This window comes from Amycolatopsis kentuckyensis (genome assembly GCF_002155975.1).
GTDB lineage: Bacteria > Actinomycetota > Actinomycetes > Mycobacteriales > Pseudonocardiaceae > Amycolatopsis > Amycolatopsis kentuckyensis.
Genome location: NZ_MUMI01000024.1, coordinates 59,990 through 84,787, shown reverse-complemented (window position 1 = coordinate 84,787; position 24,798 = coordinate 59,990). Strand labels below are relative to the sequence as shown.

24 protein-coding genes are annotated in these 24,798 nt (G+C 69.2%); 7 read left to right on the top strand and 17 right to left on the bottom strand.

Annotated features, from left to right (window positions below; translation table 11 throughout):
- Nucleotides 1-135: 135 nt before the first annotated feature.
- The gene (locus CCN39_RS02660) at nucleotides 136-390 is read left to right on the top strand and encodes a hypothetical protein (protein WP_086838202.1); all 255 of its coding nucleotides are present in this window, start codon (nucleotides 136-138) and stop codon (nucleotides 388-390) included.
- Nucleotides 391-453: 63 nt separating this feature from the next.
- Here CCN39_RS02660 and CCN39_RS02655 read toward each other — a convergent pair whose 3' ends face one another.
- The 4 genes from CCN39_RS02655 to CCN39_RS02640 all read right to left on the bottom strand — a co-directional run bounded on the left by CCN39_RS02655 (nucleotide 454) and on the right by CCN39_RS02640 (nucleotide 3,695).
- Nucleotides 454-1,062: a class I SAM-dependent methyltransferase gene (locus CCN39_RS02655; protein ID WP_086838201.1), complete on the bottom strand. Its 609-nt coding sequence runs from the start codon at nucleotides 1,060-1,062 to the stop codon at nucleotides 454-456.
- Entirely contained in the window at nucleotides 1,059-1,907 is an 849-nt protein-coding gene (locus CCN39_RS02650; RefSeq protein ID WP_086838200.1) for an SAM-dependent methyltransferase, read from the bottom strand. The genes CCN39_RS02655 and CCN39_RS02650 overlap by 4 nt, the downstream gene beginning before the upstream one ends.
- A complete protein-coding gene (locus tag CCN39_RS02645) occupies nucleotides 1,879-2,730 on the bottom strand; it encodes an SAM-dependent methyltransferase (RefSeq protein WP_086838226.1) in 852 nt (283 codons plus the stop codon). Before CCN39_RS02645 ends, CCN39_RS02650 begins: the two co-directional genes overlap by 29 nt.
- Before the next feature lie 101 nt (nucleotides 2,731-2,831).
- The gene (locus CCN39_RS02640) at nucleotides 2,832-3,695 is read right to left on the bottom strand and encodes a helix-turn-helix domain-containing protein (RefSeq protein WP_013222333.1); all 864 of its coding nucleotides are present in this window, start codon (nucleotides 3,693-3,695) and stop codon (nucleotides 2,832-2,834) included.
- 236 nt (nucleotides 3,696-3,931) lie between these two features.
- On the opposite strand from CCN39_RS02640, the gene CCN39_RS02635 reads away from it, so the two are divergent.
- Together CCN39_RS02635 and gnd are read left to right on the top strand one after the other, a co-directional pair.
- Complete coding sequence (locus CCN39_RS02635) at nucleotides 3,932-4,852, top strand: MBL fold metallo-hydrolase (protein ID WP_086838199.1); 921 nt, start codon at nucleotides 3,932-3,934, stop codon at nucleotides 4,850-4,852.
- An 86-nt stretch (nucleotides 4,853-4,938) separates the two neighbouring features.
- A complete protein-coding gene (gnd, locus tag CCN39_RS02630) occupies nucleotides 4,939-6,378 on the top strand; it encodes an NADP-dependent phosphogluconate dehydrogenase (protein WP_086838198.1) in 1,440 nt (479 codons plus the stop codon).
- A 98-nt stretch (nucleotides 6,379-6,476) separates the two neighbouring features.
- Here the strand turns inward: gnd and CCN39_RS02625 are convergent, their stop codons facing one another.
- The 6 genes from CCN39_RS02625 to CCN39_RS02600 are packed head-to-tail and all read right to left on the bottom strand — an operon-like array spanning nucleotide 6,477 to nucleotide 11,946.
- Nucleotides 6,477-7,211 carry a Clp protease N-terminal domain-containing protein gene (locus CCN39_RS02625; protein ID WP_086838197.1) on the bottom strand — a complete coding sequence of 245 codons (735 nt, stop codon included), beginning with the start codon at nucleotides 7,209-7,211 and terminating at the stop codon, nucleotides 6,477-6,479.
- Nucleotides 7,212-7,263: 52 nt separating this feature from the next.
- On the bottom strand, nucleotides 7,264-8,436 hold the full coding sequence (locus tag CCN39_RS02620; RefSeq protein WP_086838196.1) for a 4-hydroxybenzoate 3-monooxygenase: 1,173 nt from the start codon (nucleotides 8,434-8,436) through the stop codon (nucleotides 7,264-7,266).
- Entirely contained in the window at nucleotides 8,436-9,650 is a 1,215-nt protein-coding gene (locus tag CCN39_RS02615) for an NAD(P)/FAD-dependent oxidoreductase (protein ID WP_086838195.1), read from the bottom strand. The genes CCN39_RS02620 and CCN39_RS02615 overlap by 1 nt, the downstream gene beginning before the upstream one ends.
- 57 nt (nucleotides 9,651-9,707) lie before the next feature.
- Entirely contained in the window at nucleotides 9,708-10,490 is a 783-nt protein-coding gene (locus tag CCN39_RS02610; RefSeq protein WP_086838194.1) for an IclR family transcriptional regulator, read from the bottom strand.
- Complete coding sequence (locus tag CCN39_RS02605; protein WP_086838193.1) at nucleotides 10,487-10,807, bottom strand: NIPSNAP family protein; 321 nt, start codon at nucleotides 10,805-10,807, stop codon at nucleotides 10,487-10,489. Before CCN39_RS02605 ends, CCN39_RS02610 begins: the two co-directional genes overlap by 4 nt.
- The gene (locus tag CCN39_RS02600) at nucleotides 10,807-11,946 is read right to left on the bottom strand and encodes a 5-methyltetrahydropteroyltriglutamate--homocysteine S-methyltransferase (protein WP_244210589.1); all 1,140 of its coding nucleotides are present in this window, start codon (nucleotides 11,944-11,946) and stop codon (nucleotides 10,807-10,809) included. Before CCN39_RS02600 ends, CCN39_RS02605 begins: the two co-directional genes overlap by 1 nt.
- An 82-nt stretch (nucleotides 11,947-12,028) precedes the next feature.
- Here CCN39_RS02600 and CCN39_RS02595 point away from each other — a divergent pair, with 82 nt between their 5' ends.
- Nucleotides 12,029-13,360: a nucleobase:cation symporter-2 family protein gene (locus CCN39_RS02595; RefSeq protein WP_086838224.1), complete on the top strand. Its 1,332-nt coding sequence runs from the start codon at nucleotides 12,029-12,031 to the stop codon at nucleotides 13,358-13,360.
- On the opposite strand, the gene CCN39_RS02590 is transcribed toward CCN39_RS02595, so the two are convergent.
- Complete coding sequence (locus tag CCN39_RS02590) at nucleotides 13,347-13,886, bottom strand: hypothetical protein (protein ID WP_086838192.1); 540 nt, start codon at nucleotides 13,884-13,886, stop codon at nucleotides 13,347-13,349. The two genes, CCN39_RS02595 and CCN39_RS02590, sit on opposite strands and share 14 nt — an antisense overlap.
- 169 nt (nucleotides 13,887-14,055) lie before the next feature.
- Here CCN39_RS02590 and CCN39_RS02585 point away from each other — a divergent pair, with 169 nt between their 5' ends.
- Both CCN39_RS02585 and CCN39_RS02580 read left to right on the top strand, forming a co-directional pair.
- On the top strand, nucleotides 14,056-14,784 hold the full coding sequence (locus tag CCN39_RS02585; protein WP_244210588.1) for a rhomboid-like protein: 729 nt from the start codon (nucleotides 14,056-14,058) through the stop codon (nucleotides 14,782-14,784).
- Between the two features lie 65 nt (nucleotides 14,785-14,849).
- A complete protein-coding gene (locus tag CCN39_RS02580; protein ID WP_086838190.1) occupies nucleotides 14,850-17,171 on the top strand; it encodes a sensor domain-containing protein in 2,322 nt (773 codons plus the stop codon).
- Here CCN39_RS02580 and CCN39_RS02575 read toward each other — a convergent pair.
- The 3 genes from CCN39_RS02575 to CCN39_RS02565 all read right to left on the bottom strand — a co-directional run bounded on the left by CCN39_RS02575 (nucleotide 17,165) and on the right by CCN39_RS02565 (nucleotide 19,899).
- Nucleotides 17,165-17,956, bottom strand: coding sequence for an arylamine N-acetyltransferase family protein (locus tag CCN39_RS02575; RefSeq protein ID WP_086838189.1), 792 nt, complete (start codon nucleotides 17,954-17,956; stop codon nucleotides 17,165-17,167). The two genes, CCN39_RS02580 and CCN39_RS02575, sit on opposite strands and share 7 nt — an antisense overlap.
- Before the next feature lie 33 nt (nucleotides 17,957-17,989).
- On the bottom strand, nucleotides 17,990-18,340 hold the full coding sequence (locus tag CCN39_RS02570) for a YciI family protein (protein ID WP_086838188.1): 351 nt from the start codon (nucleotides 18,338-18,340) through the stop codon (nucleotides 17,990-17,992).
- A 152-nt stretch (nucleotides 18,341-18,492) separates the two neighbouring features.
- Entirely contained in the window at nucleotides 18,493-19,899 is a 1,407-nt protein-coding gene (locus CCN39_RS02565; RefSeq protein WP_143263915.1) for a hypothetical protein, read from the bottom strand.
- Between the two features lie 2,372 nt (nucleotides 19,900-22,271).
- Here CCN39_RS02565 and CCN39_RS53095 point away from each other — a divergent pair.
- Complete coding sequence (locus CCN39_RS53095) at nucleotides 22,272-22,550, top strand: tyrosine-type recombinase/integrase (protein WP_244210587.1); 279 nt, start codon at nucleotides 22,272-22,274, stop codon at nucleotides 22,548-22,550.
- 267 nt (nucleotides 22,551-22,817) lie between these two features.
- On the opposite strand, the gene CCN39_RS49180 is transcribed toward CCN39_RS53095, so the two are convergent.
- The 3 genes from CCN39_RS49180 to CCN39_RS02550 form a co-directional block, all read right to left on the bottom strand.
- On the bottom strand, nucleotides 22,818-23,291 hold the full coding sequence (locus tag CCN39_RS49180) for a hypothetical protein (RefSeq protein ID WP_143263913.1): 474 nt from the start codon (nucleotides 23,289-23,291) through the stop codon (nucleotides 22,818-22,820).
- A gap of 158 nt (nucleotides 23,292-23,449) precedes the next feature.
- Complete coding sequence (locus CCN39_RS02555) at nucleotides 23,450-24,547, bottom strand: tyrosine-type recombinase/integrase (RefSeq protein ID WP_208630114.1); 1,098 nt, start codon at nucleotides 24,545-24,547, stop codon at nucleotides 23,450-23,452.
- A gap of 35 nt (nucleotides 24,548-24,582) precedes the next feature.
- Nucleotides 24,583-24,795, bottom strand: a complete 213-nt coding sequence (locus CCN39_RS02550; protein ID WP_086838223.1) for an excisionase family DNA-binding protein — start codon at nucleotides 24,793-24,795, stop codon at nucleotides 24,583-24,585.
- Nucleotides 24,796-24,798: the final 3 nt, after the last annotated feature.

Here is a 24,798-nt window from a genome sequence, read left to right as displayed (position 1 = left end):
GGAACAGCGTGATCGTCGAGGAAGGTGCGCCACCCCGCGCGCTCGCCGTGACCAGGCTGGTCCGAACCAGAGATGCGGAAGCGTTTTCCCTCGGGGGCGCCGAAGCACCGCGACGAGAGCTGGGGGTGTAGACGAATGGCCGTCCGGGTGAACTCGCTCTTCCGCCGCGAGGCCGAAGAACACCGTGGCCGCCGGGGCATCGGGAACGAGCTGCGGAACCGCTTCGGCTTCAGCCTGATCCAGGCGCCGCTGCGCAAGACCACGACGTGGGCGACCGACCAGGACCTCCCGCTGCGGCGCCACGCCGACGGGGTCCGCACGTCCCGCCCGCTGGAAACCACGATCGACCTGACGCCGCTGATGCGCGGCCGGGTAGGCTCGCGCGCCTGAACTGCCGTACCACCACGAAAGAGCCCCGGTTTCCTGCGGAACCGGGGCTCTTGCCGTGCGGGGTTACGGTTTTCGCAGCAGCAGGCTGCCGTGCCGCAGCGGCCGCTCCCCCTCGCCCGGCTCGCGGTACACCCGCCCCACCTCGGTGAGCCCCGCCGCGGCCGCGATCCCCGCCAGTTCGTCCAGCGGCCAGCAGTAGGCCGTCGTCACCTTGTGATCGAACGTCGTCAGCGGGCCGCCCCGCGATGCGAAGCACCCCAACAGAACGTGACCGCCGGACGCCAACGTTCGGGCGAATTCGGCGAAGTACCCCGGCACCTCCGACGGCGGCGCGTGGATCACCGAGTACCACGACAGGATCCCGGCGAGCGACGCGTCCGGCAGCTCCAGCGCCGCCATGGACCCCACCTCGAACCGCAGGTCCGGATGAGCGGCCTTGGCGAGCGCGATCATGGCCGGGGACAGGTCGACGCCGAACGCGTCCAGTCCCAGCGAACGCAGGTGCGCCGTGAGGTGGCCGGGACCGCAGCCCAGGTCGGCGACCGGGGCGTGGCCGCGGACGGAATCCGCGAACGCCGTCCACACCGCCCGCTCCAGCGGGTGCTTGTCCCAGACCTCGGCGGCGAATTCCGCGTACTGGTCGGCGATCGCGTCGTAGGCCGCGGCCGTCACGGCTTGCGGCCGAGGCCGCAGAGGTGACCGACGAACGCCGGGTCGTTCGCGAGCTTCTTCGTGGCCCTGGACTCGATCTCCTCCGGGTGCCACTCCGGCAGGTAGACGATGCCCGGCTCCACCAGCTCCAGTCCCTCGAAGAACGACGTGAACTCGGCCCGGCTGCGCAGGTGCAGCGGCGTGCTCGACTTGTTGTACTGCTTCATGATCGTCTCGCGGCTGTCCGCGTCGGCCATCTCGTGCAGGCCGTCGTCCGTCAGGTGCGAGGACAGGAAGTACGAGCCGGACGGCAGCAGCGACAGGTACTTCCGGATGGTCTGGGCCACCGGCTCGTCGGCGCCGAGGAAGTACAGGACGCCGACCATGATCAGGCCGATCGGGCGGTTCGGGTCGAGGACGCCGGTGTCGAGCGCGCGCTTCCAGATGTCGGCCGGGTCGCGCAGGTCGCCCTGCAGCACCGCGTGCCGCCCCGCGACGCCTTCCTTCTCCAGCAGGATCTGGGAGTGGGCCACCGCGACCGGCTCGTTGTCGACGTACACGCACCGGGCGTTCGGGTTCACGTCCGTCGCGACTTCGTGGACGTTGCCGACGGTCGGGACGCCGGAGCCGAGGTCGAGGAACTGGTCGACACCGTTGCGCGCCAGGTACCGCACGCCGCGGCCGAGGAAGTCGCGGCCGGCGCGCGCGACGGTCTTGATCATCGGGAACGTCTTGACCGCCTGCTCGCCGAACTGGCGGTCGATGGCCCAGTTGGCGTCGCCGCCGAGGAACCAGTCGTAGATGCGGGCCGCGTTCGGCCGGTCCAGGTCCACACCTTCAGGGGCTTCGGGGTCCTGCGTCGTCATTGCGTCCTCCAGGCTTGCGGCCGACACCGCCGACCACGCTCGCGAGGGGGACCGTGGCGGCGCCGGGCTCAGGGCGCCACTCTCCCACAGGCACGATCCCGGGCTCGACGACGTCGAAGGTACCGAAGAACGCGGCGATCTCGTCGAGGGACCGGGAAACCGCGGGCGAACTCGACCGTTCGGACAGCTTCACGAGCTTCCTGATCTGCGCCAGCTCGTCGCCTTCGACGCCGGATTCGGTCGCGTGCGAAAGCACGTACGCCGACCCGGGCGCCAGCAGCGTCCGGTAGTCGCGGATGGCTTCGCGCACGCCGGTGACGTCCGGCAGGAAGTGCAGCACCGCCACGGTCAGCAGGCAGATCGGCCGGTCCGGGTCGAGCACGCCGGTGGCGAGCGCGGCTTCCCAGACCTCGCCCGCGTCGCGCAGGTCGGCGTGCAGCACGGCGTGGCGTTCGGGGTCGCCGGCCTCTTCGAGGAGCATCCGGCCGTGCGCGACGGCCACCGGCTCGTTGTCGACGTAGACGCACCGGCTGTCGTCGACGTGGTCGTCGGCCACCTCGTGCACGTTGCCGGCGGTCGGGATGCCGGAGCCGAGGTCGAGGAACTGCGTGATGCCCTCGGAAAGGCAGTAGCGCACGGCCCGGCCGAGGAAGGCGCGGTTGCTGCGGGCGAGCGTTTTCGCCAGGGGGAACGCCTGCACGGCCTGCTCGCCGAACTGCCGGTCGATCGCCCAGTTCGCGGTGCCGCCGAGGGCCCAGTCGTAGATGCGCGCGATGTTCGGCCGGTCGAGGTCGATGGCGTCGGGGAGGAAGTCGGGGTCCACGATGTCCCCTTCGGGCGGCACTTCCGGTGGGTTTCGAGCGCAACAGACCCACTCTACCGACAGTTGTTCACCGCTCGGGACAGCTGACGCCGCCGTTCGCCCTATTGGAGCTGCTGCATCTGGGCGCGGTAACCCTCCGCAAGCTCCTTGAGGAACTGCCGGGTCTCCTGGCGCTCCAGCGCGGCTCCCCGCAGCCTGTCCCACGAGTCGACGAAGATGTTGAAGTCCTTGACGTCGTCGAGGTACAGGCCGCCGGCGGAGTGCTCGATGTAGACGAAGTCGCGGGTGCGGTCCGGGAACCGCATGATCGTGAAGTCGTTGGGCACCGCGGCCAGCCGCGCGCCGAACGGGAGTACGTGCACGTAGACCCGCGGGTGCTTCTCGAGCGAGAGCAGGTGCTCGACCTGGTCGAGCATCACCGCGGGCGCGTACCCGCCGGGTGCCCGGCGCAGCGCGCCTTCGCTGATGATGAAGCGGTAGTACGGCGGCTGCTGCTGCTCGAACACCGCCTTGCGGTCGAGGCGGTTGCGGACCAGCGACGTCACGTCCGTCGCGCCGGCCTCGGTGAACTGCTTGAGCATGTAGTGCTCGGACTGCAGCGGGCCCGGGATGCGCTCACCGTGCCAGGTGAGGATCTCCGCGGCCGCGGGCTCCAGGTCGGTGAAGGTGCGGAACCAGTGCGGCACCACCGAGCGGTAGCCGGACCAGTGGCCGCGCTGCCCGGCGGCGGCCCGCGCCAGGTTCATCAGCGTGTCGGCCTCTTCGCCGTTGATCCCGAACGCGTTCAGCATGGATCGCACATCCCCGAGCTTCACCCCGACGGCACCGGACTCGATCTTGTTGACCTTGCCCTGGGTGCAGCCGAGGACCTCGGCGACCTGCTGCTGTGTCATCCGCGCCGCGGTGCGGGCATGCCGGAGCTCGTTCCCGAGCTGCTTCCGGCGCGAGGTGACGGTGCTGGCCATCGCCCTGCTCTCCCGGACCACTACCAAGCGACGGCGGCCTCCCGGTCGCCGTCGCGCGCGAACTATCGAACCCACCCAGGTTAGTGCTTCACCTTGCGGATCTCGATGATGACATCGCGCAGCGTTCCAGGAAACGCCGCAGAATGCCAGTCACCTGCGGTATCACTCGCCTGGACCAGCGAAATTCCGAATTATTCCGCCAACCGGCGGAGCCCCGTCTCGGGCATAGTGGCCCCGTGACCGATCGCTCGCCTTCCGCCGCCGCCGTCACCCGGCTGGCCGACCAGGTCCACGGCTACGTCCAGCCGGACGGCTCCTGGTACATCAACAACTGCGGGTTCGTCGACGCCGGCGACCACACCGTGCTGATCGACACCTGCTCGACCGAGCGCCGCACGCGCGCGCTGCTCGCGGCGGTCGGAGCGACCACCGGCAGCCCGGTGACGACGCTGGTGAACACCCACCACCACGGCGACCACACCAACGGCAACTACCTGGTCGAAGGCGCGGCGGTGATCGGCCACCGCAAGACCCGCGAGCTGCTGGTCGCCGAGGGCATCCAGACCTACGAGGGCGTGTTCGTCGGCAGCGACTGGGGCGAGCTGAAGTCGCGGCCGCCCGAGATCGTGTTCGACGACCGGCTCACCCTCTACGCCAGGGACGTCGAGATCCAGCTCATCCACCCCGGGAACGCGGCCCACACGACCAACGACGTCCTGGTCTGGCTGCCGGCGCAGCGCGTGCTCTACGCCGGTGACCTGGTGTTCCACGGCGGCAGCCCGTTCGCGCTGATGGGTTCGGTGGCCGGGTGGCGCAAGGGCCTCGACGTCATCCGGGAACTCGACCCGGAAGTGATCCTGCCCGGCCACGGCGGCCCGTGCGGACTGGACATCGTGGACAAAGTGGACGAGTACCTCGCCTTCGTCCAGAAGACGGCCGAGCGGGGCAAGGCTGCGGGGCTGTCGCCGCTGGAGCTGGCGAAAGAGACCGACCTCGGCCAGTTCTCGGAGCTGACCGAGCAGGAGCGGCTGCCGGGCAACCTGCACCGGGCGTACGCCGAGCTCGACGGCGCCGAGTGGGGCGCGCAGATCGACCTCGTGGCGGCGATCACGGACATGCTCGCGTTCAACAAGGGACCCATCCGCTGCTTCTCCTGAACTAGGTGAGCTGCTCCTCCGTGCCCTCCCTTGAGGCCTCGATCGGACTAGGGTCTGAATCGAGAGAGTTCTTCGGAAGGATTCGGATGAGCAAGAAGGCGAGCATCGGGGTCACCGGCCTGGCGGTCATGGGCCGCAACCTGGCCCGCAACCTGGCCCGGCACGGTCACACGGTGGCCCTGCACAACCGGTCCGAGGAGCGGACCCGCGCGCTGGTGGACCAGTTCGGCGACGAGGGCGACTTCATCCCGGCGTACTCCGCGCAGGAGTTCGTGAACGCGCTGGAGCGGCCGCGGCAGGTCGTGATCATGGTCAAGGCGGGCGGCCCGACGGACGCCGTCATCGAGGAGTTCGCGCCGCTGCTCGAAGAGGGCGACGTCATCATCGACGCCGGCAACGCGCACTTCGCCGACACGCGCCGCCGCGAGAAGGCGCTGCGCGAGCGTGGGCTGCACTTCGTCGGCAGCGGCGTCTCGGGCGGCGAGGAAGGCGCGCTGCACGGGCCGAGCATCATGCCCGGCGGCTCGAAGGAGTCGTACGAGTCGCTCGGCCCGCTGTTCGAGGACATCTCGGCGAAGGTCGACGGCGAGCCGTGCTGCACGCACATCGGCGCGGACGGGGCCGGCCACTTCGTCAAGATGGTGCACAACGGCATCGAGTACGCCGACATGCAGCTGATCGCGGAGTCGTTCGACCTGCTCCGGCACGCGGGCGGCTACGCACCGGCCGAGATCGCCGACGTGTTCCGCACGTGGAACACCGGGCGGCTGGACTCGTACCTGATCGAGATCACCGCCGACGTGCTCGCGCACGTCGACAAGGCGTCCGGCAAGCCGTTCGTCGACATCGTCGAGGACGCCGCCGAGCAGAAGGGCACCGGCCGCTGGACCGTGCAGATCGGCCTCGACCTGGGTGTGCCGATCTCGGGCATCGCCGAAGCCGTCTTCGCGCGTTCGCTGTCCGGGTCCAAGTCGCTGCGCGCGGCGGCCCGCGGGCTCGGCGGTCCGTCGGCGGCACCGCTGTCGGGTTCCGCGCTGGAGCGTTTCGCCGACGACGTCGAGCAGGCGCTGTACGCGTCGAAGGTCGTCGCGTACGCGCAGGGCTTCAACCAGATCCAGGCCGGCGCGACCGAGTACGGCTGGGACATCGACCTCGGCAAGGTCGCCTCGATCTGGCGCGGCGGCTGCATCATCCGCGCGAAGTTCCTCAACGACATCACCGCGGCCTACGCCGACGAGCCGGAGCTGCCGACGCTGCTCACCTCGGGCGGCTTCCGCAAGGCCGTCGAGGACGCGCAGGACTCGTGGCGCTCGGTGATCTCGACGGCGGTCAAGCTCGGCATCCCGACGCCGGGCTTCTCGACGGCGCTGGCCTACTACGACGGCCTCCGCGCGGACCGGCTGCCGGCCGCGCTGGTCCAGGGCCAGCGGGACTTCTTCGGCGCCCACACCTACCGCCGGGTGGACCGCGAAGGTTCGTTCCACACGGCCTGGGCCGCCGACGGCCGCCCGGAGTCCGACGCCTGAGGAGTCGCTGCTCTGACCGGGACGGCCCCCTCGCCCCCCCCCCGGTCAGAGCAGCGTCACCAGCAGCACCGCGAGAAGCACGGCAGCCAGCAGGAGCCTCATTGCCCCCGGGCGGCGAGGAGCTCCGCCAGCACCTCCACGATCTTCGCCTCGGCCTTGTCCTTCTTGACGCCCAGGCCGTCGAGCACCTCGAAACCGGTGCCTTCGCCCTGTTCCAGCAGCGCCAGCAGCATGTGCTCGGTGCCGATGTAGTTGTGCCCGAGCCGCAGCCCTTCGCGCATGGTCAGCTCGAGGGTCTTCTTGGCGGCGGCGGAGAACGGGACCACGTTCGGCGCCGGGTCGACCGGCTCGGGCAGCCGCGCCTCGGCGGCTTCGCGGACGGCGTCGAGTTGCACGCCCTGGGCCAGGATCGCCCCGGCCGCCAGCGCGGCGGGCTCGGTGAGCAGGCCGAGCACGATGTGCACGGTGTCGATCTCCGGGCTGGCGTGCTCCGCGGCCGCCTTCTGGGCCTCGACGACGACGTGCCGGGCCCGGTCGGTGTAGCGGCCGTAGACGCGCTCGATGGCGCCGCCCGGGTCGCCGCCGGCGTCGACCTTCGGCACGAACCGCTTCTGGGCGGCCTGTTTCGTGACACCCATGCTGGCGCCGATGTCGGTCCAGGACGCCCCGGACCGCCGGGCCTGGTCGACGAAGTGGCCGATCAGGTGGTCGGCCACCTCACCGAGGTGCTGGCCCACGTAGACCGCGTCGGTCAGCTGGGCCAGGGCGTCCTTCTCGTTGCTCTTGATGGCGTTGATGAGGTCGTCGAGCTTGATGTTGGTCGGCAGGGTCATAGCGTCAACTGTAGGTTGACGATTTCAGTGCGTCAACCACGAGTTGACGATCTCAGGCGAACGGCAGGCCCACGTAGTTCTCGGCCAGGCTGGTCGCCGCCGCGCGCGACGACGTCGTGTAGCGCAGCTGCGACAGCTGCAGCTGTCGCGCGAAGCCGTCGGCGTGCGGGTCCGTGTGCAGCATCGTCGTCATGAACCAGGAGAAGTGCTCCGCCCGCCACACCCGGCGCAGGCAGGTGTCCGAGTAGGCCGCGGCGAGGGACTCGTCCCCGCGCAGCAGCGCTTCCAGGGCCCGCGCCAGCACCCGGACGTCGGCGATGGCCAGGTTCATGCCCTTCGCGCCGGTCGGCGGGACGATGTGCGCGGCGTCGCCGGCCAGGAACAGCCGCCCGTGCCGCAGCGGCTCGGCGACGAAGCTGCGCATCGGCGTGATGCCCTTGTCGAGGATCGGGCCTTCGCGCAGGGTGAAGTCGCCCTCGACCTCGAGCCGCGCGGTCAGCTCGGCCCAGATCCGGTCGTCGGACCAGTTCGCCAGGTCGTCGTGGGGATCGACCTGGAGGTAGAGGCGGGTGATCTCCGGCGTCCGCATGCTGTGCAGCGCGAACCCGCGTTCGTGATGGACGTAGATCAGCTCGTGGTGCGACGGCGGTGTCCGCGCCAGAACACCCAGCCACGCGAACGGGTACTCGCGTTCGTACACCGCCAGTGCACTGTCCGGAATGGATGGACGAGAGATGCCGTGGAAGCCGTCGCAGCCCGCCACGGCGTCGCACTCGATGACCTGCGCGCCGCCTTCGCCGTCCACGTAACGGACCCGCGGCCGCTCGGTGTCCACATCGGACAGTTCGACGTCCGAGACCTCGAACGAGATCGGGTACCCGCGGGCCTCGTGCGCGTCGATGAGGTCCTTGACGATCTCCTGCTGCCCGTAGACGGTGATCGTCTTCCCGGTCAGCTCGGTGAGGGCGATCCGGTGGTCGGCGCGGTCGAACCGCAGCGACAGCCCCTCGTGCGGCATGCCTTCGGCGGCCAGCCGCTCGCCGAGGCCCAGCGACGTCAGCAGTTCGACGGTCGGCTGCTCGCAGACCCCGGCCCGCACGCGCTGCCGGACGTACTCGCGGTCGCGGGCTTCCAGGACCACGCAGTCGATCCCGGCTTCGTGCAGGAGGAACGACAGCAGCAGCCCGGCCGGGCCGGCGCCGATGACCGCGACCTGCGTGCGCATCACGCCGCTCGCGACTTCAGGTGCGCCTTGAGGTCGAAGGCGCTGGCTTCGAGGTCGGCGTACGCGGGCTTCGGCTCGGCGGTGAACAGGCGGCGCGCGGCGATGTGGTCGGCGGGCCGGTTCACCGACTCGACGGCGATGAGGACGTCGTCGCGGAAGGACAGCACGGAGAACTTGCCCTCGGCCGGGTCGCCCGCGACCACCGTCCGGTCCGCCCCCGAGAGGATCCCGGCGATCTGCAGCTTGGCGCCCGCCTGGTCGGTCCAGAACCAGGGCAGGCTGGCGTACGGCTCGGCGGTGCCGGTGATCGCCGCGGCCACGCAGCGGGCCTGGTCGACGGCGTTCTGCACGGACTCCAGCCGGGTCTCGGCGCCGGCCTGCACGCACGGGAAGTTGGCGCAGTCGCCGATGGCGAAGATCCGCTCGTCGGCCGTCCGCAGGTGCGCGTCGACGACGACGCCGTTGCGCACCGGCAGGCCGGCGGCCTCGGCGAGCGCGGTGTCGGGGACCACCCCGACGGCGACGACGACCAGGTCGGCGGGCAGCCGGGTGCCGTCGGTCAGCTCGACCTCGCGGACGTGCCCGTCGCCGTGCAGCGCCGCGACGCCCTGGCCGAGCAGCACCGTGTGCCCGGCGGTGCGGTGCAGGTCGGCGAAGTAGGCGGAGATCTCCGGCGTGGCGACGCGGTTGAGCAGCCGGTCCTGCGCCTCGACGATCGTCACCGGGCGGCCGGCGTGCGAGGCGAACTCCAGCCCGATGAATCCGCCACCGGCCACGACGACGTTTCCGGCCTGCCCGAGGGACGCGCGGAGGCGGTCGGCGTCGTCGCGGGTGCGCAGGGTCAGCACGCCCGGCAGGTCCGCGCCGGGCACGGGCAGCGTCCGGTTGCGGGCGCCGGTGGCCAGGACCAGGAAGTCGTAGTCCAGGTCGCGGCCGTCTTCGAGCTTCGCTTTCCGCGCCTCGCGGTCGATGCTCCGCACGCGGCCTTCGACCAGCTCGATGTCCTTCTCGGCGAAGAAGTCCTCGCCACGCAGGTGCAGCTGCTCCAGCCCGGCGGTCCCGGCGAGGTAGGCCTTCGACAGCGGCGGCCGCTGGTACGGCACGCCCGGCTCGTCCCCGACCAGCACGACCCGGCCGGCGAAGCCCCGGTCCCGCAGCGAAGCCACGGCCTGGAACCCGCTCTGACCAGCACCGACGACGAGCACGGTGGTCATTCCTTCTCCTCACCCCATCCGGCAGCCCTCGATCTCATCCGACCACACCGGGCCCGGTCAGTCGAGGCGTGGTTCCCCGGCCGGCCGCGGCGCGCCGAGCACCCGCGAGATCCCGCGCGCGGCGGCCCGCACCGCCGGGACCAGTGTCCGCGGATCGGTCCCCTCGGCCGGGACGACCACGGAGATGGCGGCCACGACCTCGTCGGTGGCGTCCCGGACGGGGGCGGCCACCGACAGGGCGATGAGCTCGATCTGGCCGTCGCTGATCGCGTAGCCGTCGCGACGGACGTCGGCCAGGACCCGCCGCAGCCGGGCGGGCGAGCCGATCGTCTTCGGCGTGAACGTCTTGAGCGGGCCGGCCAGGACTTCTTCCTGCGCTTCGGCGGAGGCGTGCGCAAGAAGGACCTGACCGACGCCGGTGGCGTGGGCGGGCAGCCGCCCGCCGACGCGGGTCACGACGTTGACGGCACCCCGGCCGGAGATCCGTTCGACGAAGACGACCTCGGGCCCGTCGAGCACGGCGAGCTGCACGTTCTGGTGTGTGGCTTCGTAGAGGTCTTCCAGGAACGGCATCGCGCTCTCCCGCAGCTCCGCGCCGTGCGGGGCGAGGGACGCGACTTCCCACAGCCACAGCCCGACGCGGTAGGCGCCGGTTTCGTCGCGCAGCAGGGCACCGCGCCGGGTGAGCTCACCGGCGAGCCGGTGCGTGGTCGACAGCGGCAGCCCGGCCCGCCGGCTGAGCTCGGACAGCGTGAGCCGCGGCCGTTCGGCGGTGAAGGCGCCCAGGAGGTCGAGGACGCGATCCACCACCGACGGCGGCCGCTGCGCGCTGTGTCTCACACTTCTTCGTCGTCCGGGAGCAGCGGGCGCATGAACGTGCGCCGGTACCGGAGCACGCAGCCGCTTTCCTCGCGGATCTTGTCGGCCTCGATGAAGTCCGGGTCGACGCCGAACAGCGTCCGGTAGCGCTCGTACGCCGCCAGGCTCTCGAAGCTGAACAGCGCCCGGGCTTCGTCGCTCGCGCCCTCCGACGGCAGGAAGTAGCCGTGGTGGATGCCGCCCTCGCGCTGCACCAGCCGCATCCACGCCGCGGCGAAGCGCTCGAAGTCCGGCAGCTTCGCGGGGTCGATGACGTAGTCGACGACGCAGGTGATCATCAGTGGCCGCCCCAGACGCGGTCGGCCGTCGAGACGATCAGCTCCAGCTTGCGCAGCTGGTCGTCCGCGGTCAGGTCGTTGCCCTCCTCGGTCGAGGAGAACCCGCACTGCGGGGACAGGCAGAGCCGGTCGACGTCGACGTACCGGGACGCCTCCTCGATCCGGCGGACCAGGACGTCCGGGTCCTCCAGTTCCGGCCGCTTGGTCGTGACCAGGCCGAGCACCACCTTCTTGTCCTTGGGCACGAACCGCAGCGGCTCGAAGCCGCCGGAGCGTTCGTCGTCGTACTCCAGGAAGAACCCGTCGACGGCAAGCTCGCCGAACAGCGCCTCCGCGACGAACTCGTAGCTGCCCTCCGCCGCCCAGGACGACCGGAAGTTGCCGCGGCAGAGGTGGGTCGTCACGGTGAGGTCCTCGGGACGGCCTTCCAGCGCCGCGTTCATCGTCGCGATGTTGCGCAGGTGCTGGGTGTCCGGGTCGCCGCCCATCCGCGCGACGAGCTCCCGCTGCGCCGGGTCGTTCAGGTAGGCGAGGCTGGTGTCGTCGAGCTGCAGGTACCGGCAGCCGAGGCCGTGCACCGCGGTGACCTGCTGCCGGTAGGCCGCGCTGAGGTCGGCGAAGAACTCCTCGAGGTCCGGGTAGACGCTCTCGCTGACCGCGGCCCGGCCGCCGCGGTAGTAGACCATGCTCGGTGACGGGATGGTGAGCTTCGGCGTCACGCCCGGGTCCACATGGGACTGCAGGAACCGGAAGTGGTCGGCGAAGATCGGTTCGTCGAGCCGCACCTTGCCGTCGACCTGCAGCCCGGGCGGGCTGAACTCGAGGTCGCCCGCCAGGTTGTGGAACTTGACGTGCAGCCGCTGGTCGCTCTTCGAGATGCCGCCGAGCGCGTAGATGAAGTCCATGTGCCACGAGGCGCGCCGGAATTCGCCGTCGGTCGCCGAGATCAGCCCGGCCGCCCGCTGCATCTTGATCACGTCGCGGATCGCGTCGTCCTCGACCGCGCGGAGCTGCTCCGCGGCGATCTCACCGCTTTCGTGCCGCCGTCGCGCGTCACGCAGCACCGGGGGCCGCAGCAGGCTCCCCACGTGATCGGCGCGAAACGGCGGGCCCACCTGGGAAATGCCACCCGAAGTCATGCACCGATGGTCACACATTCCCGGCCGTTGCGCCGCCCCCCGGAACATGATCATCACGCCCGGCACTTGCTACCGTCCGCTCATGACGGAATCCGCGGTCCACCCGGTCGACCGGGGCCTGCCCGCCGGACGGCTCGCCCTGCTCGGTCTCCAGCACATGTCGATCATGTACGCCGGCTCGGTCGCGGTGCCGCTGATCGTCGGCAGCGCGCTCAAGCTCGACCCGGCGACCATCGGGCTGCTGGTCAACGCCGATCTGCTGGTCGCGGGCATCGCGACGCTCATCCAGGCGGTCGGTGTCGGCAAGCTGCTCGGCATCCGGCTGCCGGTGGTGGCGGGCGCGACGTTCACCGTCGTCAACCCGATGATCCTGATCGCGTCCCAGTACGGCCTGCCCGCGGTCTACGGCGCCATGCTCGCCTCCGGCGTGTTCGGGCTGCTCATCGCGAAGCCGTTCGCGAAGCTGATCCGGTTCTTCCCGCCGCTGGTGACCGGGACGCTGCTGCTGGTCATCGGCGTCTCGCTGCTCGGCCCGGGCGCGGCGATGATCGCCGGCCACGACAGCACGGCACCGGACTACGCGGCGCCGTCCCACATCGGGCTGGCGTTCGGCGTGCTCGCGCTGCTCGTGCTGTTCACCCGCGTGCTGCGCGGGTTCGCCAACCAGATCGGGCCGCTGCTCGCGCTGGCCATCGGGCTGGTCGTGGCGATCCCGATGGGGCTGGTGCACTGGGACGGCCTGCGCGCGGCCGGCTGGTTCGGGCTGGCGTCGCCGTTCCACTTCGGCGCACCGACGTTCCCGGTCGCCGCGATCCTCTCGATGTGCGTGGTCATGCTGGTGACGTTCACCGAGTCGACCGCCGACATGATCGCCGTCGGCGAGATCACCGGGCGCCCGCCGACCGACGCCGACCTGGCGCGCGGCCTGGCCACCGACGGCGTCTCGGCGGTGCTCGGCGGGGTGATGAACTCCTTCCCCGACACGGCGTTCGCGCAGAACGTCGGCCTGGTGCGGATGACCGGCGTGCGCAGCCGCTGGGTGGTCGCGGTGACCGGCGGGATCCTCGTGCTGATGGGCCTGGTGCCGAAGGTCGGCGCGTTCATCGCGGCCATCCCGGAACCGGTGATCGGCGGGGTCGCGGTCGTGATGTTCGCGATGGTCGCCGCGGTCGGCGCCCAGAACCTCCGGACGGTCGAGTTTTCGGGCAACCACAACACCTTCGTCGTCGCGGTGGCCCTCGGCGTCGGCCTGCTGCCGGCGTTCTTGCCGGACTTCTTCAAGCACTTCCCGGCCTGGCTGCAGACGATCTGCGGCAGCTCGATCACGCTGGCGGCGGTGCTCGCGTTCGTGCTGAACCTGCTGTTCAACCACCTCGGCCGGCGTCGCGAGCCGGACCTGCTCACCAGCAGATGATCAGCAGGACGCACGACGGCTCGGACCGCGGCGTGGTCGTCGGCGCGGGCGAATGACCGCCGGACGGCGGCGGGTTCCCCGTCGGCGTCACCGTGGGGGAACCCGTGGTCGAGGGGTCGGCGCCGGACGGCGTGGCGGTCGGCGTCGCGGTTCCGGTGCTGCCGGTTCCGGTGGCCGGGTCGCGGCCCGGCACTTCGGTGACGGTGCCGCGGTGCCCGTTCGACGCCGTGACGACGTCGCCGCCGGTGCCGCCGCCGATCCCGCCGTCGGGCGGCGAGTCCGTGGCCTGGTCGGCACCGCCCAGCCCGGTCGTGCGCTGCGGGTACGGGATGACCTGGATCTGGTCGACCGGGGACGCGTCCTGGCGTTCCTTGCCGCCGAAGGCGACCAGGGTCGCGGCGGCCCCGCAGCCCACGATGACGGCGAGCATCACCGCGACCACCCGCCAGCGCGACTGGCCGGGTCCGGAACGGTCACCCCAGCCTTCGCGCACGAGCAGTTCGGCGACCGATACTTCGTCGTTCACCCCGACAGACCTTCCCGAGAGGCCTTTCGGCCGACATCGTGGCCGTATTCTTACCGTAAAAAGACCCCGAACGGGTGAAGTCGCGGCAAAAATTCGTCACGTAACGCGAGTTTTGACGGTGAGTGACATCCACAGCGTTTTCTAAGCTGACGCTCGTGATACTCCCAGCATGACCACCGAAGCTCGGACCATGCTGCGGACAGCGGAACGGCCGATCCCCTCGATCGCCGTCGCGCGCCGACGCGGCCCGTGGTCGTTGCTCCGGTACGTCCCCAACCCCAAGACGACGCCGTTCACCTTCGGCTACCTGGTCGTCCTGCTGGGCACGACGCTGCTGCTCGAGTTCGCCGACCCGGCGCTCACGGACCGGCTGCTCCGGCTGTCCAGCACCGACGCCCACAACCTCTGGCGGCGCCCGCTGACCTCGCTGCTGAGCAGCGCGTTCTGGCTGCCCGGCGAAAGCTGGCTCCCCTACGTCCTGATCTTCGCGGTCGCCGTCGCGCCGCTGGAACGCCGGTTCGGCGCCCGCCGCACGGCGCTGGTGTTCTTCTCCGGCCACGTCGTGGCCACGCTCGTCACCGAGCTGCCGGTGATGGCCTTGATCAGCGCGCACGTACTGCCGAACTCGGCCGGGCACTGGCTCGACATCGGCGTCAGCTACGGCTTCTTCACCACCGCGGGCGCGCTCGTGTTCCTGCTGCGCGGCCGCGCGCGCCTGCTCGCGCTGGCCGCGGTGGAGGCGTTCGTCGCGGTGATCTGGCTCAGCGACGACCCGGCCGGCCTCGACTCGATCGTCACGCTGCTCGGCCACGCGTTCGCCGCGCACTTCGGGCTGCTGGTCTGCGGACCGTGGCTGCGAGCGCGCATCCCCAGGCCGAGCCCGGATTCCGCCGGGTAGGCACGGGCCGGAGTCGGTGGTGTAATCGACGAGCCACACGCCGACTTCACGGGGGACGGACGCACATGCAGGCCGACTCGCTCGCCGAACTGGTGGAGCTGAGTCCGGACGCGATCTGCGTGCACGAGCACGGCGTGCTCACCTACGCCAACCGCGCCGCCCTCGAAGCGTTCGCCGCGCGCTCCGCCGACGAGGTCGTCGGCCGCCGGTTCACCGACTTCGTCGCCGAGGACGCGCGGGCCGCGGTGATCGAGAAGCTCGCCCGGCTGACCGAGCCGGGGCAGGCGAGCGAGCCCGTCGAAGCGCTGATGTCCCGGCTGGACGGCAGCAAGTTCGCCGTCGAGACGGTGCTGGTGCGCCTCGGCGAAGACGCGTACCAGGTCGTCATGCGCGACATCACGGCGAAGAAGGCGGCCGCCGACGCCCTCCGCTACCAGGCCGCGCTGGTCTCGCACGTCAGCGACGCGCTGATCGCGACCACCGGCGAAGGCGTCGTGACCAGCTGGAACCCGGCCGCCGAGGCGGTGTACGGCTGGACCGCGGCCGAGGCCGTCGGGCGGCGGGCGAGCGAGCTCGTCGGCGCGCCGCTCGACCTGCCGGAAATCCGGCGCGGCGGCGGTGTCGCGGAGGCGGTGCACCGGCGGCGGGACGGCGCTCCCCTGGCGGTCCGCGTCTCGGCAGCTGAGATGAACGACGGGTACGTGCTCGTCTGCGCCGACGAAACCGCGCGGCGGCGGGCCGAGCAGAACTACCGCACGGTGGTCGCGTCCCTCGACGAAGGCGTGCTCGTGATGGGCCCGGGCGGGCTCATCGAGGCGGCGAACCCGGCGGCCTGCCGGATCCTCGGCGTCGCCGAAGCCGACCTGATCGGCGTCCCGTGCCACACGCTGACGCTGTTCACCGAGTCCGGGCAGTGGATCCCGCCGGAGGAGATGCCGTCGGTGCAGACGCGGCGGACCGGCGTCACGCACAACGGCCTGGTCGTCCGCCTGCGCCGGCCGGACGGCCGCGACGTCTGGGTGTCGCTGACCTCGCGGCTGCTCGCCCCGGACGACCCGGCGGCGATGGCCGTGGTCACGTCGTTCACCGACATCACCGAGACCCGCGCGATCAGCGCCCAGCTCGCGCACGACGCCACCCACGACCCGCTGACCCGGCTGGCGAACCGGACCCTGGTGCTCGGCAGGCTCGACGTCCGCGAGCGCGGCGCGGTCACCGTGTTGTTCCTCGACCTGGACAAGTTCAAGGTCATCAACGACTCGCTCGGGCACTCGGTCGGCGACCAGGTGCTGCGGATCGTCGGGGAACGCCTGCGCCGCAGCTCCGGCCGCGACGACCTGGTCGGCCGGCTGGGCGGCGACGAGTTCGTCGTCGTCACCGCCGAGGTCACCGAGCCGGCCGAGGTCCGGGCGCTGGCCGAGCACCTGCGGGCGGCGCTGGCCGAGCCGCTCGGCGTCCTCGGCAGGCAGCTGCACCTCGACGCGAGCATCGGCGTCGTGCTGGTCGGCCGCAACGACCGCCGCAGCGCCGAGGACCTGCTGCGCGACGCGGACATCGCGATGTACCAGGCGAAAACGCTCGGCCGCGGGCGCCACCACTTCTTCGACGTCGGCCTGCGCGAGCGGATGCAGCGGCGGCTGCGGATGGAGCAGGACCTGCGCGACGCGGTCCACGACGGCCAGCTCTGGCCCGCTTACCAGCCGGTCGTCGACCTGCGGACCGGCGAGATGGTCGCGGTGGAGGCCCTGCTGCGGTGGACGCACCCCCGGCAGGGCGCGATTTCGCCGGCGGAGTTCATCCCGCTCGCCGAGGAAAGCGACCTGATCAACGTGATCGGCAAGGAGATGCTGCGCGCGACGACCCGCGAGCTGGCCACGCGACGGGCTCGCCAGGGCCTGGACCTGACGCTGAAGGTCAACCTCTCCACCCGCCAGCTCGACGACCCGCACCTGGTGCCGGCGGTCCAGGACGCGCTGGCGGCCACCGGGCTGCCGGCCGGCGCGCTGTGCTTGGAGGTCACCGAAAGCGCGTTGATGCGCGACCAGGAAGCGGCCGGCGAAGTGCTGGCTTCGCTGCGAGCGCTGGGCGTGCTGTTGGCGATCGACGACTTCGGCACGGGGTATTCGTCGCTCGCCCAGCTGCGCCGGCTGACGCTGGACACGCTGAAGATCGACCGCTCGTTCATCACGGGGATCGCCGAGTCCCGGGACGCGGAGGCGATCGTCACGAGCATCATCGCGATGGCCCACGCGGTGGACCTGACGGTGATCGCCGAGGGCGTCGAGTCGGCGGAGCAGGTGGAGCTGCTCCGCGCGCTCGGCTGCGACCAGGCGCAGGGCTACCACCTCGGCCGCCCGGTGTCGGCGGCCGAGCTGTTCGGTCAGTAGACCCGCTTCAGCCGCTCCAGTTCGTCGTCGGTCAGCTCGATGCCGAGGTCCTTGAGGGTGGCGTCGAGCTCGCCGGGCGTGACGGAGGTGGTTTCGCTGCTGCCATCCGGCTTTTCGACGGTGAGCTCCCGGCCGAGCAGCTTGCGGCTGACGCCGGGCTCGATCCGCATGACCACCAGCCGCCCGGTGAACGGCGACTTCGGGTGCGTCGACGTGTAGTGGTGGTAGACCTCGTAGTCGATGGGGTGCATCTCGTTGAGGCGGAATTCGAGGAGGTCCTCGTCGCCCTTCCGCAGCGTCCACCAGCCGTCGTTCCGGGTGATCCGGTGCGGCCAGCCGGCCTGGTCGACTTCGTGGCCGTCGACGAGCGGCATGGGATCGACGATCCCGGCCCCGAACCCGACGTCGGCGAGGAACGGTTTCCCGTCGACGTCGACGACGAGCGTCATGTGCGTGTAGGGCCCGGGCCGCCGGGGTTGAACGCGCGCGGAGAGCCGGTGCACGGTGTAGCCGAGCTGTTCGAGGACGGCGGCGAAGAGGCCACTCTGTTCGTAGCAGTAGCCGCCCCGCCGCCGTCCGACGAGTTTCGCGCTCACGACGTCGAGCGAAATCCCTTGGTGCTGCCCGAGAACGACGTCGACGTTCTCGAACGGGATGGTGTTGACGTGCGCCCGCATGAGCTCGCTGAGCGCGCTTTCGGACGGCGCCCGCCGCGGTTGCCCGACGCGCGCGAGGTAGGCGTCGAGGTCGACGGCGCCGATGCCCCATTCCCCTTCGGTGGTCATGGATCCATGGTGGACCCTCGACCGAACTGGAGGTCAACCCTCGTGGACGACCTGCCGGACCTCGACGGCGGTGTACTGGGCGTCGGGGATCTCGGCGGCCAGCTCGACGGCGCGGCCTTCGTTCTCGACGTCGACGACGTAGTAGCCGCAGAGGAAGGCCTCGGCCTCGACGTAACCGCCGGCCTTGGTCTGCGCCACGCCGTTCTTGACCTGGACGGTCTTGGTGGCGGCGGGCTCGGCGAGCGCCTTGGTCTCGACCATCTCACCGGAGTCGGTGATGAGCTTGATGAAGGCCCCGTGCCCTTCGTAGACGGCGTTCTTCTGGTCGTCGGTGAGGGTGTCCCAGAGGGCGGGGTTCATGTGGAGGGTAAGGAGGTAACGCATGGTCCGGCTCCCCGTGTGCAGGTGGCGGCCCCTGGTGGGCTGCCTTCGCCGGTGGGTCGAGGCGGTGTCCCCGGTCCGGACACGGGTTCGTGCGGTTCACTCGTTCGGCCTAATGAGCGCTTCGGCGTCCCGGACGTTCCGCGTCATGGCGGCTACGCGACGCCCAACGCAGCGAGCACCTTCCGCACAGCCTCGACGACGGGCGCACCGACTTCGCCGGCGAAGGAGGCCACACCCAGGATCTTCTTGGCCGCTTTCTTCAGCAGTCCTTTTTCGCTCTTGCCGTCGGCGATGACCGCGTGCGCCTCGTCGACCTCTTCGGCCTCGTCCGCGTCGAGATGGGATTTCATCGACTCGATTGCTTCGGCCAGCTCACGAAGAGCTTCCTCGTGGCCGGGCGCGGCGGTCGACCAGGTGTTGCCTTCGACCTTGTTCTCGCGGCCGATGACGCTGTTCGTCACCGGGGCACTGATCTCGTAGTTCTCTTTGCTGCTCAAGTCGATACTCACCCTGTCGATGTAAGTGATCCGGACACGGTCCCTGATCGAGTTTTCCGGCGTCTTGACGGTTCGCTCGATCAGCAGTTCAAGCCGCCGGAGGATTCCCTTGCTCCGGTCCAGCAACTCCGAGCGCAGGCCGCGGAGAACGGCCGGGGAGACCAGCTGTTCACAGCTGTTCGCGAAGGCCAGCGCCGATGCTTGGTCGAAGCCGCCGCGTTCTTCGGGTACCAGCATTTTCAGCTGGGAAGCGAGGTAGCTCTTCAGGGCATCCGCCGAAAAACTGTCCGGCGATTCGTTCCACGCCCGGATGACACCCCGCAGCGATTCGCGTTCGGCGTGCAACCTCCAGAGGTTTCCCCGGATTTGCCGGGATTTCGCGCGGTCCGCGAGCTGCCCGGTGGCCACGGACCAGACCGGGAAGATCCTGGCGCCGTGCTCGACCTGGTACCCGTTGATGGAGGTGCTGTCGATCCGCCAGCTCTTCAGCAGCTCGCTCGTGACGTGCGCGGAGGGCTCCACCAGCACCGCGGGAAGACCCGGGACGACCAGGTCTTTCGACGATTCGGGCGCACCTTCGAAGGACCGCGAAGTGGAGACCTGCAGGAACTTCCTCGCCAGCGGTTTCCCGCTGTCCGCCAACGGCCGCCCCGAACCCGAAGCGTTCGACCGCACTTTGACGGCGAGACAGTCCTGCGCGATGCGCCGCACGGTTTCCGCGGTCAGCCGATAGCCCGCGTCGTTGAGCTGGAATCCCCAGTCGAGCCGCGCGGTGACGCCGGACGAGTACAACCGGCGGAACACCGGGGTCATCCGCGTCCCGTCCCGCAAGGACGGCAACTCGTCACCGACGAACGGAACGAAGTTTCTCGCGTCGCAGAAAGCTCTTTCCCCGGCCCAGTCGGAGATTCCCCCGCGTCGTCTGTCCCTGATCGGGCCGGCGTCGCGCAAGAACTCGTCGTTGCTGACGGGATCCGGCCAATGCGGAGCCGAGAGACGGCCGGTGGGAGACGAAGCCAACAGCCGGAGGTCGACCAAGGGCAGTTGCACGACAACGAGCATGAACCCGCTTCTCCGGTGAGCATCTCCGAGGTTCTGCCAGCCTAGGGCAGAACGATCCCCTCGTCGAACGTAATGGGGATCGCCTCCCAGGACGGGGCCGGAGGTCCGCACCGGGGATTCCCCGGAGGGTCGGCACTCCGAGCACCTCTCGCCGGAATTCTGCCGGCGACTGTCATCCTGCGACGCTGTTCTCCCGAGTCAACCAGCGGTTGACCCGAGGAACCATCCTCGAGCAGCTCGCGGCTCTCGAGGACATTTCGCTGCGCGCAGCGAGAGGTCAGCATAAACCCCAAGATCCACGGGTGCCATCGGGCGCACACAAGAAAGCCGCCTTGACCGAAGTCAAGACGGCTTCTTCGAACGGTGGCCAGGGCCGGGGTCGAACCGGCGACCTTCCGCTTTTCAGATCTCGGCAAGGCTGTTCAGCCGGGTTCACCCGACCACAAATGCGCTGGTGAGGGAGACCACTAGAACAGCAGCAACAGTCTGAACGGACCTGAACTGAGACGGACGTCTGACCAGCCGATACGCCCTGCCGGTTGGCTTCAGCGCAGCCACGGTCGACGCGGGTCCGTGGCGACCTGCTGGCTTCCTCGAGCAGCGGGAGCCGGGCATGGGAGAGGCCAGCTACGCACCGGTAAGGCTAAGCGCCATTGGTTGTCCAGTCGCGGTGTTCACTGGGGTCGGCCAGCTAAGTCCAGCGATCTTGATCGGCTGCGTCCGGTGATCGCTAAACCGTGCGTGACCTGCATAAATAGGTCGCCGGTCGAACGGGCTTCTGGGGAATTCGCCATCCGGCTTCGAGATCAAGAAGGTCTGGTCTATGGTTGCCACCGTCGGCGCAGCTGCGAACATGGTTCATTGCGCCGACGCGCTGAAGAGAGTAGGCGGGGCACCGCGACCGGTGCAACGGTCGTCGTGCGGCACCCCGCCCGTTCGTGGGTTAGGCCAGCAGGTACCAGACTAGAAGTGCAGCCAGTACCAGCAGGGCCGCGGCCCCGGTCACCACCTTGGTGACCGGGCCGCTCACCCTCAGCGTCAAGCTGAAGTGAGCGCCTTTACGCCTTCCCATTTCCATCACCACCTCTCCTGCGGTCTCGAGTCCGCAGGGGGGCGTGTGACGCGGCGAACGATATCGCCGCTCAAGTTTAGAGCCATGACGGGGGCCTGAATTCGCGCGTTTCCCCTGGTAGACGCGGTGCCGACCGCACGCTGAAGCAGCTCGCCCGCAGGTACAGCGAAGTCAACCACGGACGAAATTGGCGTTCGACTCATTTAGCGAATTAACAAGGCGCAGGTCAGAGGGGTTCCACATGATGGGAAATCTGGTGGGGATGCGACAAAGATGCAGGTCACGGGCCCTAAGAAGAACAGAAGTTTGTGGGACGAAGCAAATTTAATTCTAATGAATGTGAACAAAAGGCCTCCGACTCCGACGGAGTTGGAGGCCTGGTCTGCGCCTGGCAGGCGTCCGCTGTTTCGGCGCGTACCGGAGTCCTCGCCCGCGCCGGGGGCACGCGCCACGGCTTGCGAGCTTGCGGTTACTTTTCAGGCTGTTGCGCTGCCTGCGGCGAGGCAGTCGGTTTTGGGTCGGAAGCCGGAGCCGACGCCCCGACTGCCGGGCGGTTCGAGACCTCGGGCAGCTTGGCGTGGGTGCGCATCGCGTCGACAAGATCGAGCCGGAGCACTTCGAGAAGCTGTACGCGAAGATGCTCAAGTCGGCGACGGCGCACCAGGTGCACCGCACTGCGCGGACCGCGTTCGGCGAGGCCACATCGTTCGCAATCCGGCGGAGTTGGCGAAGCCGCCGCGCGTCGAGGAAAAGGAGATCGAGCCGTTCGAGGCGAACGAGATTGGCCGGCTCCTGGTGACCGCGCTTGCGCGGCGGAATGGTGTCCGGTTCGTGCTCGCGCTCGCGCTCGGCACACGGCAGGGCGAGACGATCGGGCTGAGGTGGTCTCGGCTCGACCGGGAGCACCGGGCGTTGCGGATCGCCAAGCAGTTGCAGCGCCAGACGTGGCAGCACGGGTGCGACAGCCCGCACAAGTGCGGCGCGAAGTACCACAAGGTGAAGTCCTGTCCCGAGGACTGCAGGCGGCACCACAGGAAGCCGTGTCCGCCGCCGTGTCCGCCGGACTGCGTGAGCCACGCGCGGTGGTGTCCACAGCGGCACGGTGGGGGCCTGGTCGAGGTCGACGTGAAGTCGTCGGCCGGCCGCCGGGGCGTCGTGCTGCCAGACCGGCTCTATGACCTGCTGATGACGCACGAGGAACGGCAGGCCAAGGAGCGGGAGCACGCCGGGTCCGAGTGGCACGAGGGCGAGTGGATGTTCACTCAGCCGAACGGGAAGCCGCTCGACCCGCGCCGGGACCTTGACGAATGGAAGACGCTGCTCGAAGCAGGCTGGGGTGCGGGAAGCCCGACTGCACGATGCGCGGCACACCGCGGCCACGGTGCTGCTCGTGCTCGGGGTGCCGGAGCGGGCCGTGATGGAGTTCATGGGCTGGTCGAACAGCGCCATGGCGAAGCGGCACCAGCACATGACCGGCGGTCTCCGCCGGAACATCGCGGACCAGCTCAACGAGTACCTGTGGAAGCCCGAACGGAAGGCGAAGGGCAAGCGCCGGAAGGGGCGCAAGAAGGGCGATTGAGACGGAGCACACGCGAAACAGCCCCCGCCGGGTTCGGTGGGGGCTGTTTTGGCTGATCAGAACGGTGGCCAGGGCCGGGGTCGAACCGGCGACCTTCCGCTTTTCAGGCGCAGACGTTTCCGCAGGTCACGGGGGCTACCCCGTAGCCACGTGCAACCCCCGTGCAACATGGCCGCTACTGAGCACCAGCGTCCGTCGACACATCGTCGGACAACTTCAGTTGACCAACCCAGCTCCCCCCGCACACAAGCAGATCCGGAAGCGAGCCTATATATCTGAAGTGACCTTTCGCTCAATCTTCATCTTCCGCCGTTTTTCCTTGACTCTATTCGCCATCTTGAGCGTGTTTCGAGCAATTGTAAAACTCGCAATAACCCCGATCAGGCTGACCAATTGTCCAATCGCTACAAGAAAAACGCCCGCCACGTAGCCGATCCTGCTGGCAACATTTTCCGCGATATTTCCGCCCAACACAAGGACCCCGCCGACCAGTCCGGCTATGGCAGTGATAACCGTGATCTGCAAAGTTGCAGATATAAGGTAAGTAATATACTCAGTGCTATCCGCAGCAAAGGAGCGAACCCTTTCATTCAGGGCTGCATTTTGCGTCTCAAGACGAAGTTTTGCCTTCTCACTACGCCGCGCGATGAGCGCTTGAAACTTCGGCGTTGCCAAGTTGACGCCGATACCGATGGGGACGGCGAGCAATAAGGAGAGCCAAAACCCAGTTACGCCATCCATCGCCGCTACTCGCTTCCTCGCTCGTCACCCACACCGCCGCGATATACAGTCGACTCAAGCGAGTGGTTCGTTACGAACCCAGCCGGGTGGGGGATAATGTTGCGGCCTCGAAACAACATCGAGATCGAGGAGCTAGAAGACTGATGTGAAACAAGTGCTTAGTGTTTGACGACGATGGACTTGGGCAGCTTGGCAGCGTCCCCGCGCGCGGCGAGCTTGCTCAGTTCGTCGGCCACCTCCCGGTCCCGACCTTCCACGGCGTGGAGATACCGCAGAGACGCAGCAGCGGACGAGTGTCCGAGCCGCTTCTTCAAGTCGGCGAGCGTCGCCCCCGCACTCGCCGCGAGGGTCTGCCCGGTGTGCCGCAAGTCGTGGAAGCTGACCCCGATGCCGACCTTCAGGCGAGCCCGGACGAACGCCTGGTAGACCGCGTTGCCGTTCATCGGCCGGCCATCCTTGCCGACGAAGAACCGCTCCCGACCGGCCCACTCCTTCGCGTGGTCGCGGAGGTACGGCATGACGTGCGGGGGAACCGACACTGGCCGACGCCCCGCGTCCGTCTTGGGGTCCTTGTCGTACTTCTTTGGGCTCTCCAGAAGTTCCACGCGGTTCTTCCGCACCCAGACGACGTGGTCGGCCAGGTCGACGTCCTCGGTTCGCAGCCCGCACACCTCCCCGCGTCGAAGACCGCACCAGGCCGCCAGGAGCACAGCCGCCCGGTATCGCGGGGTGATCGCCTCGACGACCTCCGCGACCTGCTTGGGCGTGGCGATTCCCCGTTCTTTCGCCTTGTCCGAGCCCGCGCCGGGGATCTGACACGGGTTGACCGCGATCGCCCCATCACGCTTCGCCGAGTTCATGACGGCTCGGAGGAACCGGTACGACTGGGCGATGGACGTCTTCCCGCCGGTCCCGGCTAGTGCCTTGGCGTACCAGCTCCGGACCACAGGCGGAGTGATCGCGATCAGCGGCCGGTCAAGCAGCTCGACCATGTGGAGCCGCATGTTCCGCCGACACGTCTCCTCCCAGCGCTCCCCGATCTCGGGGTTGGTGCGCAGATAGTCACTGGCGTAGTTGCCGAACGTCTCCCGGCCGAGCTTGTCGTCCAGCCAAGCCCCCTTGGCGAGATCGGCCTCTACCCCGACCAGCCAGCGGTCCGCATCCGTCTTCGTCCGGAAGGTGTTCGGCGCGTACTGCCGCTGGCTGTTCGGCCCGATGAACGACGCCTGGAACTGACCGGACGGCAGCTTGCGCACCGAGCCGAACCGGCGACGACCTTGCTTCTTCGCCATCACGCCACCGCCCGGCCGGCCGACCAGTTGACCCGGACCGGCTCGACTCGCCCGGCCTGAGCGAACGCGTCCAGGTCCCCGAGGGCGAGCCGGACATGCGCGCCGAGCTTGTGGAACGCGATGCGCCGTTCCGCGATCAGTCGGCGGATGAAACGCTCCGTGGTGCCCAAGTAGGCAGCGGCTTCCTTGACGTTCAAGTACTGCGTTTTCATGTG